The 17,949-nt window shown below is 41.4% G+C and carries 15 protein-coding genes and 1 other annotated feature; of the genes, 6 read left to right on the top strand and 9 right to left on the bottom strand.

Annotation, left to right across the window (positions count from 1 at the left end; all coding sequences use genetic code 11):
* Positions 1-52: 52 nt before the first annotated feature.
* The 3 genes from NYE25_RS02735 to NYE25_RS02725 all read right to left on the bottom strand — a co-directional run bounded on the left by NYE25_RS02735 (position 53) and on the right by NYE25_RS02725 (position 3,366).
* On the bottom strand, positions 53-940 hold the full coding sequence (locus tag NYE25_RS02735; RefSeq protein ID WP_081382857.1) for a carbohydrate ABC transporter permease: 888 nt from the start codon (positions 938-940) through the stop codon (positions 53-55).
* A 12-nt stretch (positions 941-952) separates the two neighbouring features.
* Positions 953-1,849: a carbohydrate ABC transporter permease gene (locus NYE25_RS02730; protein ID WP_445667113.1), complete on the bottom strand. Its 897-nt coding sequence runs from the start codon at positions 1,847-1,849 to the stop codon at positions 953-955.
* 125 nt (positions 1,850-1,974) lie between these two features.
* Complete coding sequence (locus NYE25_RS02725; RefSeq protein WP_076121384.1) at positions 1,975-3,366, bottom strand: ABC transporter substrate-binding protein; 1,392 nt, start codon at positions 3,364-3,366, stop codon at positions 1,975-1,977.
* Between the two features lie 294 nt (positions 3,367-3,660).
* Here NYE25_RS02725 and NYE25_RS02720 point away from each other — a divergent pair, with 294 nt between their 5' ends.
* The gene (locus NYE25_RS02720; RefSeq protein WP_341145037.1) at positions 3,661-5,289 is read left to right on the top strand and encodes a response regulator; all 1,629 of its coding nucleotides are present in this window, start codon (positions 3,661-3,663) and stop codon (positions 5,287-5,289) included.
* A gap of 6 nt (positions 5,290-5,295) precedes the next feature.
* Positions 5,296-7,101, top strand: a complete 1,806-nt coding sequence (locus NYE25_RS02715) for a cache domain-containing sensor histidine kinase (RefSeq protein WP_341145036.1) — start codon at positions 5,296-5,298, stop codon at positions 7,099-7,101.
* Positions 7,102-7,103: 2 nt separating this feature from the next.
* Here NYE25_RS02715 and NYE25_RS02710 read toward each other — a convergent pair whose 3' ends face one another.
* The 3 genes from NYE25_RS02710 to NYE25_RS02700 all read right to left on the bottom strand — a co-directional run bounded on the left by NYE25_RS02710 (position 7,104) and on the right by NYE25_RS02700 (position 10,512).
* Positions 7,104-8,675: an ABC-F family ATP-binding cassette domain-containing protein gene (locus NYE25_RS02710; protein WP_341145035.1), complete on the bottom strand. Its 1,572-nt coding sequence runs from the start codon at positions 8,673-8,675 to the stop codon at positions 7,104-7,106.
* 186 nt (positions 8,676-8,861) lie between these two features.
* Complete coding sequence (locus NYE25_RS02705) at positions 8,862-9,983, bottom strand: DUF4179 domain-containing protein (protein WP_341145034.1); 1,122 nt, start codon at positions 9,981-9,983, stop codon at positions 8,862-8,864.
* A complete protein-coding gene (locus NYE25_RS02700) occupies positions 9,976-10,512 on the bottom strand; it encodes a sigma-70 family RNA polymerase sigma factor (protein ID WP_076282837.1) in 537 nt (178 codons plus the stop codon). Before NYE25_RS02700 ends, NYE25_RS02705 begins: the two co-directional genes overlap by 8 nt.
* Before the next feature lie 224 nt (positions 10,513-10,736).
* Here NYE25_RS02700 and NYE25_RS02695 point away from each other — a divergent pair, with 224 nt between their 5' ends.
* Positions 10,737-11,105 carry a winged helix-turn-helix transcriptional regulator gene (locus NYE25_RS02695; protein ID WP_042187569.1) on the top strand — a complete coding sequence of 123 codons (369 nt, stop codon included), beginning with the start codon at positions 10,737-10,739 and terminating at the stop codon, positions 11,103-11,105.
* A gap of 56 nt (positions 11,106-11,161) precedes the next feature.
* Here NYE25_RS02695 and NYE25_RS02690 read toward each other — a convergent pair whose 3' ends face one another.
* A complete protein-coding gene (locus NYE25_RS02690) occupies positions 11,162-11,587 on the bottom strand; it encodes a hypothetical protein (protein ID WP_076282838.1) in 426 nt (141 codons plus the stop codon).
* A 203-nt stretch (positions 11,588-11,790) separates the two neighbouring features.
* Positions 11,791-12,074 (top strand) — a binding site (T-box leader).
* Between the two features lie 102 nt (positions 12,075-12,176).
* On the opposite strand from NYE25_RS02690, the gene trpS reads away from it, so the two are divergent.
* Positions 12,177-13,184, top strand: coding sequence for a tryptophan--tRNA ligase (gene trpS / locus NYE25_RS02685; RefSeq protein WP_341145033.1), 1,008 nt, complete (start codon positions 12,177-12,179; stop codon positions 13,182-13,184).
* 180 nt (positions 13,185-13,364) lie between these two features.
* Here trpS and NYE25_RS02680 read toward each other — a convergent pair whose 3' ends face one another.
* Together NYE25_RS02680 and NYE25_RS02675 are read right to left on the bottom strand one after the other, a co-directional pair.
* A complete protein-coding gene (locus tag NYE25_RS02680; protein ID WP_341145032.1) occupies positions 13,365-14,597 on the bottom strand; it encodes an aminopeptidase in 1,233 nt (410 codons plus the stop codon).
* Positions 14,598-14,763: 166 nt separating this feature from the next.
* Positions 14,764-15,111, bottom strand: a complete 348-nt coding sequence (locus tag NYE25_RS02675) for a hypothetical protein (RefSeq protein WP_042187563.1) — start codon at positions 15,109-15,111, stop codon at positions 14,764-14,766.
* Between the two features lie 149 nt (positions 15,112-15,260).
* Here NYE25_RS02675 and NYE25_RS02670 point away from each other — a divergent pair, with 149 nt between their 5' ends.
* Positions 15,261-16,397 (top strand): VanZ family protein, encoded by a 1,137-nt coding sequence (locus NYE25_RS02670; protein WP_341145031.1) that lies wholly within the window; start codon positions 15,261-15,263, stop codon positions 16,395-16,397.
* 86 nt (positions 16,398-16,483) lie between these two features.
* On the top strand, positions 16,484-17,926 hold the full coding sequence (locus NYE25_RS02665; protein WP_341145030.1) for a serine hydrolase domain-containing protein: 1,443 nt from the start codon (positions 16,484-16,486) through the stop codon (positions 17,924-17,926).
* The last annotated feature ends 23 nt before the right edge of the window (positions 17,927-17,949 follow it).

The following is a 17,949-nucleotide window of genomic DNA, read 5'->3' as shown; positions in this document are numbered from 1 at the left end:
TAGCCTCCATCGTTTAAATCACTATTGTTAATTTACGTTGTTATGAGAATTGTTAACCCTTAACAGCACCCATGGTAATCCCTTGTGTGAATGCCTTTTGAAACATTAGGAAAATCGCAATCATAGGAATAGAAGCTAACGCAGCACCTGCCATAAGCAGTCCATAGTTCGTTGTGAATTCGCCTCGAAGTGTCGCAACCCCAAGTGGTAAGGTCATCATCGAAGTGGATCGTGTCATAATTAACTGGCTGAAATAATCGTTCCATGAAGTGATGAAGGTGAATATGGCCAGTGCACCAACTGCTGGTTTCAATAACGGTAAAATGATCGTTCCGAACAATCGAATTTCCGAGCTGCCGTCAATTTTTGCCGCTTCAATCAACTCTCCCGGAATCGTCTGCGCGAACTGTTTCATCAAAAAGACTCCAAATGGCCAGCCAATTGCCGGTAAAATAAGCCCTTTATACGTATTGACCCAACCAAAGTCAGCTAACATCGTAAACAACGGAACGAGAATAACTTGCTTAGGTAATGCCATAGCGGCAACAAACATCGTGAAGATAATTCCTCGTCCTGGAAATGATTTCTTTGCGAGAACATATCCGGCGCAGGAAGAGACAATACAGATCGCAGCCATTTCTGCAAAAGCAATAATAAAGCTATTAAACATCCAGCGTTCTACGGGATTCTTAAATAATTCTGTCCAGTTCTGTAACGTCGGCTTTAACGGAAACCACTCCGGTGGGATGGTCGTTGCCACAGTTTGAAGTTTAAAGGCCCCCGACACTACCCAGTAAAAGGGAAATATAAAAAATAATGTAGCCAAAATCAATAGGATTGTAGCGATTATTTTTGGAATCGTTAATTCTTTTTTCCATGCGCTTACTTTCTTAGACTGGATAATAGGTGCTTTCAGTTCTAATGGATTCGTAGAATTCATGATGTCCCCTCCTTAATACTCAACATCGCTGCCAAAGTATTTGAATTGAATGATTGAAATGATCCCAATTACAATTGCGAGTATGACGCCCATTGCAGAGGCATATCCGAAATGACCTAGCATAAAGGCTTGTTCATATACACCATACATAACAGTTGAAGTGCTATATACAGGTCCACCTGAGGTAAGGAGTTGAATCAGTGCAAAACACTGAAAGGTATTAATCGTGGTAATCACGATAATATATAAGTTCGTTGGCATCAGCATCGGCCATAATATTTTCCGGAAAATTTGCCAAGGGGTTGCTCGATCTATCTCTGCGGCTTCAATATAAGAGGTAGGAATGTTACCAATGGAGGCCACATACAAAATGATCGGTTGCCCTACAGAAGTCGTTATTAAGACCACGATAATTGCAAGTAATGCGGTTCTTGTATCCCCAAGCCATGAAACAGGCTCCATTCCAAATAAACCCGTCAAATAATTCAGAATTCCGTAGTTGGGATGGTAAATCCAGCCCCAAACGACTGTAATACTTACGACCGAAGATACGGCTGGCAAGTAGAACACACCGCGGAAAAACGATCTAGCAAACTCTTTTTTCTTATAAATATTCATGGATACAAACAGTGAAAAGATAATCACGATCGGTACGGTGATCACTACGAGTAATAAAGTATTTCCCATGGACTTCATGAAATTATCATCTTTAAATAATGAAATATAATTATTGAGACCAATAAAACTAAAATCTCTCAGCGAGTAATCAAAGAAACTAATATAAACCCCTTTTATCATTGGGTAGGCTACAAACAGAAGAAAAAATCCAAACGCTGGTAATAAGAAAAGATAGCTCATCATCCAGTCACGTATCACATAACCTTTAATTTTGCGTACCGTTGTCCCCACAACCTTCTCCCCATTTCTCTGATGAAAAATAATGATATTTATAGGTGCGTAGCTTTAAAATTTTCATTTTTTTAAAAAGAATAGAGTGCTTCCCGCACTCTATTCTTTTGAACACCATTCACTATTTATTTCATAGCTGCTTTTGCTTTAGTAATAGCTTCATTAGCCTTTGTAGCAAAACTATCCAAAGCTTCCTTGCCGGTTGCGCCTCCAGTTAAAGCACGTTGTAATTCAGGGAACCAGAACGTACGAATATCTGCATATCCATCAGCAATCGTAGGTGCATCTGTCGTAAATTTACGTGCATATTCAGCGTATTTATACTCTGGATCGTCATAAAGACCAGTAATCGAATTACGAACCGAGAGACCACCTGTTTGAATCAAGTTTTTCTTACCCCATACAGGATCATTAGCAATAAAATCAATCAGCTTTTTGGAAGCTGCAATCTTAGCTTCATCCCCATTGTTAAATACAGCCATACCGCCCAGATATGGTTCAAGCTTTGGTTCCGAACCATCTAGTGTAGGGAATGGAAGGAGAATATCTTCGAACTGTACCATTTTTTTAGATACGTTCTGTGCTTTTAGTACAGCGGAATAGTTAAGTGTAAAGGCCAATTTACCTTGCAGGAACAAATCGTTCACGTCAGCAGCAGCAAGTGAAGCTGCACCGGAGACACTGAGTTTATCTTTCGTAGCTTGGACAATCCAATCTAACGCTTTAGCAGCATTATCAGTATTGATAGCGACTGCTGAATTATCTTCATTTAAGAATCGGGATACACCTAAGTTAGCAAGATAAGCACGAGTGCCTTGGTCTCCAGCTTGGCTCTTCGCGAAGAATCCTGTAGGAATAACGTCCGGTGCCTTTTCTTTTACAGCTTCCAACGCCTTTTTATATTCTTCAAACGTCCAAGTTCTATCTTCCTTATCCAAAGGTAGTAAATCTAGAGCGCCAATCTTTTCAAAAATAGATTTATTAACAGCCATCATAAAAGGCGCTGTGTTGATCGGGTACATAAAGATGTTGTCGCCTACACTTGACTGCTTCCAAAAAGCTTCTGAAATATCATTCTTCACTTCATCAGTCACCATGTCGTTAAGCGGTGCAAGCAAATCCTTTTTACCCCAATCGATAATCCGTCCAGGTGCATCATAGATCACATCAGGTGCGGTATTCGAAGCAATTGCGACATTCAGTTTTTCAGGGCCGCCTTCAAAGGTGATCATCTCAAGGTTTACTTTAATTTCAGGATTCTTCTCATTAAAAGCTGCAATGATTTCCTTCTCATACTTGCCTACTTCACCATCTAAAGCTTGAAAGCTCGGAAAATTCCACCAAGTAATTTCTACTGGTTTAGCAGCAACCTCAGTTGCTGCGGGCTCTGTCTTGTCAGCATTATTACTTGGTGTAACCGCTGAATTCGCTGTGTTCGTATTTCCACATGCAACTAACTGTGTACCTAAAAGTGCGACACCAACAATACTCATTAGCCCTTTTTTCATTGCTTTCATGTGCTACCCCCAATTATTTTTTGTGGAATAAAGTACTGCTCTCATTCCTTGCGCTAATCATAAATCAATTGTAAATTCAGGAGAATCCCACTCCTTTTACTTTTAGGGTTCATTTCTGACATATCCCTTCAATCCACCCCTCTTCAATGTTATAATACATTACATATTCCACCTATTAACAATTGAATTTATATTTTTTCACTTTTTCGCCTTAATGTAACCCTTTTAATCTTACATCTAATGGTATTCTCTTACGAGTGATCCACTATAATTCTAGTCTTCCGGAGGGATTTCATGTATAAATTGATGATTGTAGAGGATGAGCCATTAATACGAACGGGCCTAAAACATTACTTTGCTTGGGAGAAGCTTGGGGTCCACAGCATTATTGAAGCAGAGAATGGCAGAGAAGGAATGACCACCGCGCTACGCGAGAAGCCCGATTTGGTGATCACCGATATCCGGATGCCCGAAATGGATGGGCTTCAAATGATTGAGCAGATTCGCAATCTGCTTCCTGATACATTATTTATCATTTTGACAGGATTCAACGATTTCGAATACGCTCAGAAGGCTATACAACTAGGGAATGTACATGCTTTTTTGCTTAAGCCTTTGGAATACGAAGAAAGCCTTCTAGTAATACAAAAATGTATGAACAAGCTTCATCTAAAACGGCAAGACCGATTAAAACGTTCTAATCTGGAAGGGGCAGAGCTTGTAAAGCTGTTGCTAGAGGAAGAACATTCAGTAATAGATGATGCTATTATCCATGAACTATGTAATTTCAACAGTAACTACTATCTTTATCTCCCCTTTGTTTTGACTGGCATTCCTGTGAGAGAAACGCGCACGCAATCCACCCTATGGATAAGAGAATATGCGGAAAAGTTCATTCATTACGCAGTGGATGAGTATCTCCATGCCTCTACACCACACTCTATTTTTACATATTCATCTAAAACAAAGCTCTATGGTCTTATTGTATTGGGATCTCCGTCTTCTACTGACAACTTCCCTCTTCAAACTCAAGTACAGATACGAATCGATCAATATCTGAAGGCGCTTACGCTAGAACATCATCTAGGCCTCTATTTAGTTATAGGTAAGACGACGGAGAACCCTGCACAAATACATACTTTGCTGCACGATTCCGATCGAATGTTATATCAACGCTTTTACATGAGAGATTGCAGGTTATTCTATTTGCCACAATGGATAGAAAACTCAAATTCTCAGAAACCATCCCTAATTCAACTAGATGAGAATGATAAGAAACGGATGATCTCCTGTATCGAAAGTTCTAACGAAATAGAAACGCTCCAGCTGATGCACCGCCTGGCTCAAGATATTTTGAGTAAAACCGATGTCTCTTCTCCTGATTACTGGCTCGCATTTCTTCAGGAAATCATAAGTGTTATAATCCGCTTCGCCAATAAAAACCACATCCATATCGAAGGTGTGTACAGCGAAAAGCTCCTGAACCTTACCTTTGTGGATGATTTTGATTCGCTTGAGACGCTTTTTGACTGGCTTGGCAGGTGGATGATTCATTTGGGGATTGTTTATACCGAAGGACTGACACACAACCACCAACAGGATGTGATCATATTCGAGCATATTAAATCCTTCATTAAAGAAAATATTGATCAAGACGTGACTCTGCAGATGGTAGCAGATCGATTCTTCTATAATCCGTCTTATTTAAGTCGCCTCTTCAAGCGGAAACTCGATAAGAACTATATGCGATTTGTAACCGAAATTCGGATGGAATATGCGCAGGAATGCTTAAAAAAACCGGAGATTCTAGTGACCGATGTCTGTACGATGTGTGGTTACAAAAGCTATAAGCATTTCGTGAAAACATTCCGAAGTATCACCAACATGACCCCATCAGACTATAGAAAACAATCAGGCTGGTGACCTAAAATGATGCAGATTGAGCAACCAAAGAGACGCTACCGGATGCGACATGTCAATCGTCAAATTTTCATGCTGATGATCCTGACCATTACCATTCCACTCCTGATCATATCCGCAATCATCTATATCTTTTCAAACCAAGCCGTCAAAAATGAATACCAGAGTAGCTCAAATCTGATCCTTAATAACCTCTCGTTCAACATTGACCAATATCTTCAAAGTATTGATAAAGGTACACTGAACGCACAGGTAGATAGCCAGCTCCAAACCGCACTTGAGCATTGGACGATCCATAAAGACGACGTCGGAAATGACCTGAATATTCAGTATGGAAACACGATTGAGCATTTCATCAGCGGGATTGAGATGACGATTAAAAATGTTGATAGTGTGCAGATTTTTTCGGGATCACGTGTGTTCTACTCTGCCAATTTCAATCGTGCGGATTATGATGTGAAGGATTATACCCAGGAGGATTGGTATTTACAGACCCAGCAGAAAAAAGGCGGAGTGATTCTATTTGGCAGCCATGTCCCCTTCTATCGCAACAATTCCAAACAATCCGTCATTTCTATTGCCCGAGTCATTAATAAAAAAGGAAGCAAGCAGCCCATTGGCGTCATGTTAATCGATATCCGATTGGATTCATTACGTGAAATCTTAAAGCTCTCGGAGAATAGCAAACGAAAATTCATTATTTTAGACGATAAGGGCGGTAGTGTTTACAGCTCTGACATCTTAGAGACCTCACCCTTACAACCTATCCCTATAGAACCTCAGGCGCTTAATACTTTCATGAACAATGACACGGGAAGCTTTTATGGTACTTTTGATGATAAAGACTCGTACATTAACTTTGTTACGTCTCCCTATTCCAACTGGAAGGTCATACAGTATATAGATGAAAAAGAGATGACTAAGCAAGCCACTTTTCTCGGAAAAATCATTTTAACATTAGCGCTCTTGTCGCTTGTCACTGCGATCTTATTCATGTATATCCTATCGGAGCGTGTCACTAAGCCTATTATTCTTTTAAGCCGAAAGGTTAAGCTGGTGGGGATGGGGAACTTTGATGTGGATTTGTATAGTAATCGTCAAGATGAGTTTGGTGTTCTATACAATGGAATCCGAAAAATGGTGAAAGACCTGCAAAATTATATCGAGCGATCTTCTATGGCCAAAGCACAGCAAAAAGTAGCTCAATACGGCGCCCTTAAAAGCCAAATCAATCCACATTTCCTTGCGAACGTACTTGAATCTATTCAAATGAAAGCCATCATTAATGGGCAAAGAGAGATTGGCGAAATGGTGGGGATTGTAGGTAGATTGTTTCGGATTCATATCCAGACCGGAAAGATAACCGTAACCCTGCGAGAAGAACTTGAACACGTCCGGCTGTATGTAAAAATCCAACAATTACGTTTCGGGGACAAAATTCAATATATTGAACAGCTAGAACCTAATACCGAAATAATTAAAGTCATGCACTTTTCCCTTCAACCCATCGTTGAGAATGCTATCGTCCATGGACTGGAGTGTCGAAGTGAACCGGGTCTCCTTGAAGTCTCCTCGATGATTTCGGGGGATGACATGCTAATTATCGTTAAAGATAACGGAATTGGTATCGATGAAGAGAAACTTAAACAGTTACGTCTTCGTCTCTCTCAACCATCAGACACCCTAGATGAAGATCATATTGGTATAAAAAATGTTCATGATCGTATTCAATTTCATTTTGGTGAACCCTATGGGATTGAAATCACCAGTCAAGTAGGTAAAGGGACGACCGTGATCATCCGACTGCCAGCATAATCCTAAACATTCTGCTCAGTGATTCCTGCTTCAGGATCGAAGGTAAGCATTTTCGTTGCAATTTTATCGATGAAGAAGCGGTCATGACTGACGGTAACTACGGCTCCAGGGAAATGAATGAGTGCCTGCTCCATCACCTGAATACTCGTCAAATCTAAATGATTCGTTGGCTCATCCAAAATAATAACAGCCGCGCCAGAGAGAAGGCATTTCGCTAACGCTACTCTGGCCTGCTGTCCACCTGACAGACTGCCGATCGTTTTGCTCAGATCCATTTCCGAGAATTGTAGCATCGATAGAAATTTGTTCACTTTTTTCCGCGGAGCATCGAGTCCCAGCCCATACACATTTACGGCATGACTGACTGTATCCTTAACATCGAGTTCGTCCCACATCTGATTGAAGTACGCGTAGCTGACCCCACGTTCCCAAGTCACACCACCCGTTTCAGGCTCTTCTTGCCCAGTCAATACCTTTATGAGTGTCGACTTCCCGCTTCCGTTAGGCCCCACAATAGCTATCCGATCTTCCTTTTGAATATCAAAGCTAATGTTCTGGAATATCGTCCGACCATCATAGCTTTGTCCAATTCCCTTCACTTCACCAAGCTTATCCGGAAACCGTAAATTGCTGTAGATATCGGTGATCAGTACGTTCACTGGATGAGGCTCCACACGCTTTTTCATATCTGTCAGTTTACGTGATAGACGATCCTTCGGGGACTTTTTGTTCCCGCGGGTTTCAATGGCTTCAGACTCCATAATTAGAAGCTCTTCTTCCCACTCGAATTGACGATCAAGCACCTTTTTGCGCATCTTCTTTTTACGAACATAGTCGGTGTAATTGCCTTCATATTCTTGAAAATGATAATTCTCGATTTCTATCGTGCGCGTGACTACTCTGTCAATAAACTGCCGGTCATGGGAGACCAGAATCATCGCTCCATTAAAACGGTGCAGCCACTGCTCCAACCATACGATCCCTTCGATATCCAAAAAGTTTGTAGGCTCATCGAGCAATACGACGTCGGGCATTTCAATTAAGACTTTAGCCAGTGCTGCACGGTTCCTCCAGCCTCCCGATAATTCATCTACTGGTTGATGCCGTGATCTTTCATTGAAGCCCAACTTCGTCAGAACAGTGTTGATTTCTACAGATACATTCCAGCCATCCAAATGATCCATTTGTTCAAAAAGCGCCGCTTGCCGCTCTAAAAGTGTATTCATCTGGTCATCATCCGTCACTTGTCCAAGCTGTTCCCCGATTTGGTTAAGCTCCTGTTCGATAAGCGCTACCTGCTCAAAGCACAACTCTAACTCTTGCTGTACAGACAAGGAGCCGGAAAGCTCCGAGAATTGAGAGAAATAACTGATCTTCACATTGGGATCTAACTCTACTTTCCCTGCTGTTGGCTCCTCTTTTCCCATCATCAGTTTAAAAACAGTAGATTTCCCCGCACCATTTCGTCCGATTAACCCAATCCGCTCACCCTTGCTAACTCGAAAATATATATCTCGAAAAATCAAAGTATTCTCATATTTCTTAGTTACGTTCTCCATACGGATTACGCTCAAATCTATCACCCCTAGTTCATATAGATCAAAATACAGCTCAGAACACTCAAAGAGCTATTATAGCACTATTTTAAAAAGGACTTTATAATCATATTTAATCTTCTAGAAAACAAAAAAAGGTCGCTGTCAGCGGACCTTTTTCTGCATTACGAATCCCATCACATTCTCACTCTCATCACTTGCTGCTTATTTTTTCAAGATATCAATATACTCCTCTTTCTCGCGATCAAGCCCCGCATCAAGTTTCAAACGAATGAATTTGGGTTGATCCAATACGTTGCTGCTAAAGTTACTTATAAATCCATCCTCACTGCCACTTCCGCCAATCGAATTATTTTTCAATTCGCGCTTCCCAACCCGCGATGTCAACTCACTAGGGGTCTTTCCAAATAACTCATTCCTGATCTCCCAATTAGTTTTTAAATCCTCACTTAGCGTATATTTGACTACTATACTTAATGGAGAAAGCTCCACTTGTGCAAGATTCACTTCATGCCCGTCAATCATAAAAGGCTGATTTATAACTACCGTCTCGGTCTTTTGTTCCCAGAATTTTGGATCAATAGCGAAGCTCACCTTTAAACGATCAGAATAGCGCATGTCAGCTAGATCCGTTCCCGTTTTTGGTTTTGCTAGCATTCCTGGATCCACTGAAGCGATCTGAAAATTCGCCACCACCTCTTTTGGAAATGCTTTATCCTTATCTAGTGGATAGATAGTTTTTCCGAGCCATGTATAAATACTATCCACAGCATGTAAACCCATCCCACCTCTACCCCCATTTTTATCCACTACACTTTGTCCCGTCACAGCATCTGTAAGCCATACACTATTCACATTGTAAATTTCCTGACCACCACTTGTAGTCCCTGTATATAGCAGTATAATTTTATTTTCATCAGCGATTACAGCATTTAGAGTGATCTTATATCCGTTTTTCTCAGCGCTCTTATTCACGATTTGCACATAATCGTTTCGAATAGCAGATTCTAACGTAAGGGCATCAACATCAGATTCAGCCAGCTTCTTAAAAGGTTCCAACACACCCCAATCACTTGATTCAATACTTGTAGAGGCTTGCTGTGGCATCCATTGGGTTGGATTGAAGAAGAGTAAACCTGCAATCAAAACAGATGCAGTCAGTACAGCCATAGCGCTTCTAGCGAACATTAGCTTTTTTCCGCGCTTTTTACCTAGTTCGAGTCCTGCTTGAATGGCATAGATTTGTGCGGCTGCACTCTCCATTTTTTGCTCCTGTGGGATCCGTTCAGCATCGATTAACATGGCAAGCTCCTCCTGACTACTCATGGTTCCAATCACCCCGATTCTTAATGATCGTTCTTAACTGCTTGAGTCCTTTATGCTGCCATGTCTTGACCGTTCCTTCAGGTTTATCCAGTATGTTAGCAATCTCATGTAAGGTCATATCGTTGTAGTATTTAAGCAGCAGCACATGGCGATACTTGGGTTTAACCTGTTCGAGTGCCCACAGCATTTCCATCCGATGATGGCCAATGTGCGTAATCCGCTCTCCTATTCTCTCGTCTACAAGCGGCATAGAACGCTTTCTACGTCTTTGTTCATCTATACAGACATAAATCAGGATCCGAATGATCCATGATTTAAACGCTTTTGGATCCTTTAATGTTTTTCTTTTGATCCAGGCCCGGCAAGTCATTTCCTGCATCGCTTCAAGCGCATCATTCCGGTTACGCAAGTAGCTATAGGCTATACTGTATAGTTGTTCTCTATGTACCAATATAGAATCGTAGAAATCCGTCTCGCTCCTAGAATCAAGAATCGTTACCTTCTTCATTTCTGCATTAGTCATCGTCATATCCTTCCTTAGCCCCCTCTCCTAAACCTCTCATAGATTAAGACGGGGAGGGTATAGAAACGGTTTTTATTTATATTAACTTTTTTGGGACTGAGCACTTAAAATTATAACATTCTATAAAAAAAGAACGATAAATGTTATGATTAGTAAAATCGGACATAATCAATAGTACGCACTTAAAAGTACCATAGGTACTAAAAAGTACCTATACATTGGAGGATATCATGACAACTATCAAGAAAAAATACAATATTTCTGTTGAGGCCACACTCGAAGTAATTGGAGGAAAATGGAAATGCGTAATTTTGTGTCATTTAACTCATGGCAAAAAACGAACATCGGAACTAAAACAGTTAATGCCCGGAATTACTCAAAAAATGTTAACCCAGCAACTACGCGAACTTGAGGCCGATGGAATTATCAACCGGATCGTATACAATCAGGTTCCACCCAAAGTGGAATATGAGCTTAGTGAGTATGGTGATAGTTTAAGCGACATTTTGACTTCTCTATGTAATTGGGGAGAACAACATATCATTAAGCAATATGGCGATAAATATGCTGTTTTAGAGGACAACATTTTAAATAAATAAATTTTACCCCATGAAAAAAGGACAGTTAAATCAGATCGATTTAACTGTCCCATAACTTAAATTACGCCATCTCCACCTATAGCAGTTGCTGTGAATGATATAGGTCCAAATAGATTTATAGGCAAGTTGCTATCATTCTGAATTACCAATTCATAGTTGTGGATTCCAATATAAGGACCATCAACCCACTGAACATTTAATTGAATATCAGTAGTTGTAGTAAAACGAAAAAAGGAGCTATAAATATCGACTCCAGCACGTCGGATTAAAACAAGAAATTGGCTATTAGCAAGTGCAGTAAGACTAAAACTACCATTTAACTCGACTCTGCTGGAGAAAGAGGCCGGATTAGCCGGACTAATATTTACTTGCGCCGTGGCTAGACCCGCTCCAGCTCCAGGAATCCCTGCAACCGTTGTAACAGTATTAAACGGGTCTAAGGGGATTTTTGCCTGTGAACCATAACTTATATTTGTCGCCATTTATCATCACTCCATTCCAATTACAAGGCTATACATTATTATATTGTGAATCAACAATGATAGATTGGACTTAATTGCTGATGATAATATACATTTAAGTGATACTTTGCTAGATCATATAAACCTAGATGCTCTGTCTATCATCAACTTATTTCCAACCATTGACAAACTCACTCATCAGAATTACAATTACCAAAATATCATGAACAACGCTGACAAAGGGTAAGTAGACAATCGAACATGGACTTCAGAGAGCCGGTGGCTGCTGCGAACCGGTGTCCAGCGCTTGATCGAATGGCCTTTAGAGTTGCTCTTCCGAACCATCTTAGCTGATGTTGTAGGGAAAGCCGGGTTTCCCGCCGTTATCAAGGGACCTGTATCGAGATTGTCTCAGACCTTCTCCGTACCGGTAAGAGAAGATCGTAATACTAACGAAACCTGGTTGCGCGATCATTTAAGGTGGTACCACGACAACTTCGTCCTTATTGGATGAGGTTTTTTTGTCATTTAAAGGAGGTGATGGCCATGGATGATGGCTGGTGGTGGCGACTCAATGTTAGTCAGAAGCAACAAAACAGGAGGAATTCAAATGATAAAAAAACGTGTATTAACTGGAGATCGAGTGACTGGAAAGCTGCACCTTGGCCATTACGTGGGCAGTTTACAGAACCGAGTGGCTCTACAGGAGCAATATGATACTTTTGTATTTCTAGCAGATATTCAAGCCCTAACGACTCACTTTGATCGGCCTCAACACCTTGGTCAAAACTTGAATGAAATCACACTGGACTATTTATCGGCGGGTATAAATCCAGATAAAGCAACCCTATTTATTCAATCTATGGTTCCTGAAATCGCTGAGCTGACCGTCCTATTCTCCATGTTTGTTACTGTGAATTCTTTACGGCATAATCCCACGATTAAAGCCGAATCGAAAAATTCCAGCTTAGATGAATTGTATTATGGTTTTCTAGGTTATCCAGTTAGCCAGGCTGCGGATATAACCTTTTGTAAAGCGACGATTATTCCTGTAGGAGAAGACCAGCTTCCCCATCTGGAGTTGACCCGCAAAATCGTACGTAGATTCAACGAGCTGTACAGCCCTATCCTTGTGGAGCCCAGAGCGCTTATCAGCGAGACGCCAAGACTAGTAGGAACAGACGGCAACGCTAAAATGAGTAAAAGCCTAGGCAATGCTATCGAACTGGACTCTACGAAAGAAGAGATCACCTTCAAGATCCGTAAAGCCACAACCGATCCAGCCCGTGTTCATAAAAATGATCCTGGGCATCCAGATATTTGTCCCATTTATGCTTATCATCGTGCTGTTCGTTCGTATGGCGCCCCAGAAATTCACGATAGCTGCGAAAGTGGCAGTATAAGCTGTTCTGCCTGTAAGCAGCTTATCACTACAGCTCTAGACCAGCTAATTGAACCAATGCGTGAGCGTCGCTCCTATTATGCTGCCAGACCCAAGGTTGTTGAGGATATCTTATTATCCGGAACTAAGCGTGCCCGCGATATTGCTCAAGAAACGATGTCCGAAGTACGCGAGGCTATGGGCCTTAATTATTTTTCAAATAAAACTGATCTCTAAGGGCAATAAAAAAACGCCGGACTCTCTATTGAAGAGAGCGCCGGCTGTTTTTATAAGAAAATATTATTTAATATGGATATCTCCGCTTCTAAATAAAAACACTTTCTATAACATACATCTTTTTAGCAAAGGGAAAGGCCGTAATCTCCTAAAGCGAGGTTACGACCTTAAATGTATTCCTTACAGCACCCAATTCCCTTTACGGAATACCGGTTCAATCGTGCCATCCGCAAGTTCTCCATCAATATCCAGTTCTGCCGAACCAATCATGAAATCAACATGCGTTAAACTTACATTAGCACCTCGTGCGACAAGCTCTTCATTCGTAAGCTTTGTGCCGCCTTCAATATTGACAGGATAGGCACTTCCCAACGCGAAATGGCAGGAGGCATTCTCATCAATCCCTGTATTGTAGAAAATTCGTTTCAAGCGAGAGATTGGAGAATCATGCTGCACTAAAGCCACTTCTCCTAAATAGGATGCACCTTCATCCGTTGCCAGCAGCGAAGTCAGATGCTCACGTCCGGATTCAGCTTCATATGCTACTACTTTTCCATCTTTAAAAGTGAATGAAAGGCCTTCTACCAGACGTCCATTCAGATTAAGTGGGAGCGTGCTTCTTACTGTACCGTTCACGCCAGTACGATGGGGCATGGAATAGATCTCTTCCGTTGGCATATTTGCCACGAAATAAACACCTTTATCATTCTCACCGCCACCGCCACGCCATAGATGACCTTCCGGAAGCTCCACATGCAGATCCGTTCCCGGAGCGCGGTAATGCAGGCTTTTATAACGCTTAGCGTTCATTCTATCCTGACTTTCTTTCAATTGACCGATATGTTCTCTCCACGCGGCAACTGGATCCTCGCTACCTACACGATTCATCTGGAATACCGCTTCCCACATCGCTTCCACTCGATCTTCCTCAGGGAGATCGGCGAACACCTTGTTCGCCCAAGCGCGCGTTGGAGCCTTAACAAGAGACCAGCTAATTTTGCTATTACGAGTATATTTGGAGTAGTTTTTGCGAGCAACAGCTGCCGCTTTAACTGCTCTTGACACTTTGGAAGAATCAATACCATTGAACAATTCCGGATCTGGTACTTTAATATGTAAGATGGCGCCGTTCTCTTCCGCAAACTTCTCCATCATTTCTGCTTGCCACTGTGGATAGTAATCGAAGGAATCTTCTGGGGCTTTTTCGTAACGAATACGTGTAGTCGCTTCATCGTCCCAATCAACAATTACATATTTAGCACCTGCTTCATAGGCTTTACCTACAATCAAGCGAGTAAGCTCTACCGTTTCAATAGGTGCATGCACCATCAAAACTTGTCCAGGCTGTACATTTCCCCCTACTTTTACAACCAGGTTCGCATATTTCTCTAACATGACATCAAAATCTTTCATGAATTCTCTTCCTCCATCTCTATGGTTGCTTTACTGTCGCACCAAAGCACCGGAGCTCCTTAACAGCAGACGGTCAGCTTCATTTCTTATTTTAACGCAAAACGCTTAGAGTTGCGATTCGATATAATAAAGCGGTCCCCATGAAAGGAACCGCTCACGTAAATCCTTATTTTTTATCCACTTGCAGCAACGTTACAGTCTTTAAAGAATAGGTATGCATTATCTTGTCCTCAGAGATTACGTTAAGCTTGGTCAAACTTGCTACCTTCGCGGGATCTGATTTGGAGAGCATACGCCACACTTCGGGGTCTGATAGGGTTTCATATAACTTGAGATCATCATATTCTTTGCGATTTTGCATCACTAGCTTCACTTTGTAGCTTCCAATTTCAGTCTCGGTAGCCCCCTGCTCACTACAATAGCTTAGAATATCCTGCCGAAGCTCTGCTAACTCTTTTTCAATTTCCTTTTGCTTTTGCTTCAGTCGATAATACTGCTGTACCTTTTTCTCCATCACTTCACGCTCCTCTATAGACATATGTATGCCGGAAGCGCTAAATAAATAAGTTGAGTTCCCTATCATAAAATTTTATAATGAGCCGGGAACGCTAGTTTGCAGCAGACTACAATATTCCACAAAAACAATGATTCGGCAGGTGACTTATGTTTCATTCTTACTTTTTCCCAATTTCTTATGCCTTTATGATGTTTCCTATAGCGGCATTGATCTTCACACTCCCTTTTCTAATCGTTCAATACCGTAGACACGGCTACATCCATAAGCTTAGAGCTTTAATCCTATACTTATTGCTGCTCTATCTGATGAACGCTTATTTTCTTGTTTTGCTTCCGATGCCTTCCTCAAGACATAATATGGCACCTTCGGGAAGTATGATGCAGCTCGCCCCTCTTCAATTCATACAAGATATTATAGATGGCTCTAAGATCATACCTGATCAGATTTCAACGTATTGGTCGTTACTGCGTGAGCCTGCTTTTTTACAGGTGATATTTAACATCGCTTTGACCGTGCCGTTTGGATTGTTTCTGGGTTACTATTTTCGAACGCGCTGGGGAATGTGTATTCTCTTGTCTTTCATACTTTCGTTATCTTTTGAGGTCACACAGGTTACAGGCATCTACGGCTTTTTTGATCATCCCTACCGTCTATTTGATGTCGATGATCTTATTACCAACACGCTGGGAGGGATCTTTGGATTCCGAATTGCTATCTGGATAAACGGGTTACTGCCACAAATAGAACAACTGGATTCGAATATCGATCGTTCTGCCAAAAGAGTCTCCTATACCCGCAGAGGGATTGCTTTTTTCATCGATAGTATGGTGTGGATCATTGGGTTTGGTCTACTTTATGGATTCGATGTAAAAAGTGCTTTCTGGATTGTAACAGGGATGTACTTCATCCTGATTCCAGCTTTCACTGGTGGGCGGACCTTAGGCAAATGGATTGTACGTATTCGGGTAACGAACAGAGGTAATCGGGCTTCTTTCTGGGCGCTTATGATCCGATATGGTCTGTTATATTGGGTAATACTTGGACTTCACGCTATTGTTATCGATTCTGATGTGACGGGGCTTCTATCTTCACCATTGAGAACGGTCGCTTACCTCATTGTTCTACTGGTCGATTTAGTTTTCTTTATTCATTTAATCATTAAGGTATTCAAAAAAGATGACCAGCTAATCTATGAGAAATTAAGCCGAACCTCGCATGTTATTTCATGGCCTGAGAAAAGATTGCATACCGATGCCTCCAACAGCAGCTCTTTAGAGGATTAAAAATCTTCATTTTATATAGTATTTATACAATGGAATTTATTATAAAATAGGAAGGCAAGGATTCTCAAAATTTAGGAGATGAATGAATGGAAACTACAAGTAGCTTGCAGTTGTCTAGAAGTCTTCCAGAAGAGCAGGGCATATCATCAGCCGCAATATCCAGCTTTATTGATGCAGTAGAGACGCAAAGCTTAGGTCTGCATAGCTTTATGCTCCTTAGGCATGGGTATGTGGTCTCTGAAGGCTGGTGGTCTCCTTATAAGTCCGATCTTCCACATATGCTATTTTCCCTTAGCAAAAGCTTCACCTCAACTGCAATAGGGTTTGCGGTTACAGAAAAGCTAATTACGCTCGACGATGCAGTTATCTCCTTCTTCCCTGAAGAGGCTCCTGCGACTAACACTGACAATCTATCCAACATGACAATCAGACATCTATTGATGATGGGTACCGGGCATGTCGTGGATACTATGGACACACTTCATAAAAGTGCAGACGGGAATTGGGTTAAAGCTTTCTTCTCAGTCCCAGTGGAGAAACAACCAGGTACACATTTTCTATATAATACCGGCGCCACTTACATGCTGTCCGCGATCCTTCAACGAGTTACTGGCCAAACACTGCTAGAATATCTAGAACCGCGTCTGTTCGCTCCGCTCGGTATTCACGGAGCAACTTGGCAGTCTTGTCCACGTGGAATTAACACGGGGGGATTTGGCTTAAGCATTACCACAGAGGATATCGCTAAATTCGGCCAGCTTTACTTACAAAAAGGGATCTGGAATAATCAACGAATCCTGCCTGAACAGTGGATTAATGAGGCAACTTCCAAACACATTTCCAATGGCGAAGGCGATCATGACTGGGCGCTCGGATATGGTTATCAATTCTGGAGATGCCAACACGGAGCCTACCGCGCCGATGGCGCATTCGGACAACTCTGCGTTGTTCTTCCTGATCAGGATGCGGTAATTGCTATTACTGCCGCTTCAAATAGTATTCAAGGTATTTTGAATGCAGTGTGGGAGCATTTATTACCCAATATGAAAGATGTCCCTCTTCTGGAAGAACAAGCATTAGCAGCCAAATTGGCAGACCAATTAAAGAAATTATCGATAGACCCTCCACAATCGCAGCAGTCATCTTCTCTAGAAGATCAAATTAATGGTGTAACCTACACACTCGAGGATAACCAATTTTCACTAGCTACTATCTCTATCTCTTTCAACAATGATGAAGTTGAAGTTACTTTAATAACTAAACTTGGTGAAAAGAATGTTATTCGATTAGGCCGAGGACAATGGCTCGAAAGCTTTGCACTCATCCTGGAGCCTTTCATGAACCGGATTATGTCCAGCTTTACTTGGACTGCAGAAGATCAACTTCAGTTGTCCTTGCTATTTGTTGAAATGCCTTTCTTGATTACACTTGATATTAATATTCTAGAGAACACTCTAATCCTTAAGCAGCGGATTAATGTGAATATGGGACCACTTGAATTCGATGATATAATTGGAAGAATACAATAGGTATAGTTAATAAAAGAAAGGCC

The organism is Paenibacillus sp. FSL E2-8871, assembly GCF_038000345.1.
Classification (GTDB): domain Bacteria; phylum Bacillota; class Bacilli; order Paenibacillales; family Paenibacillaceae; genus Paenibacillus_AQ.
Note: the sequence above shows the minus strand (reverse complement) of the source record. Positions and strands in the feature narration are given on the sequence as shown.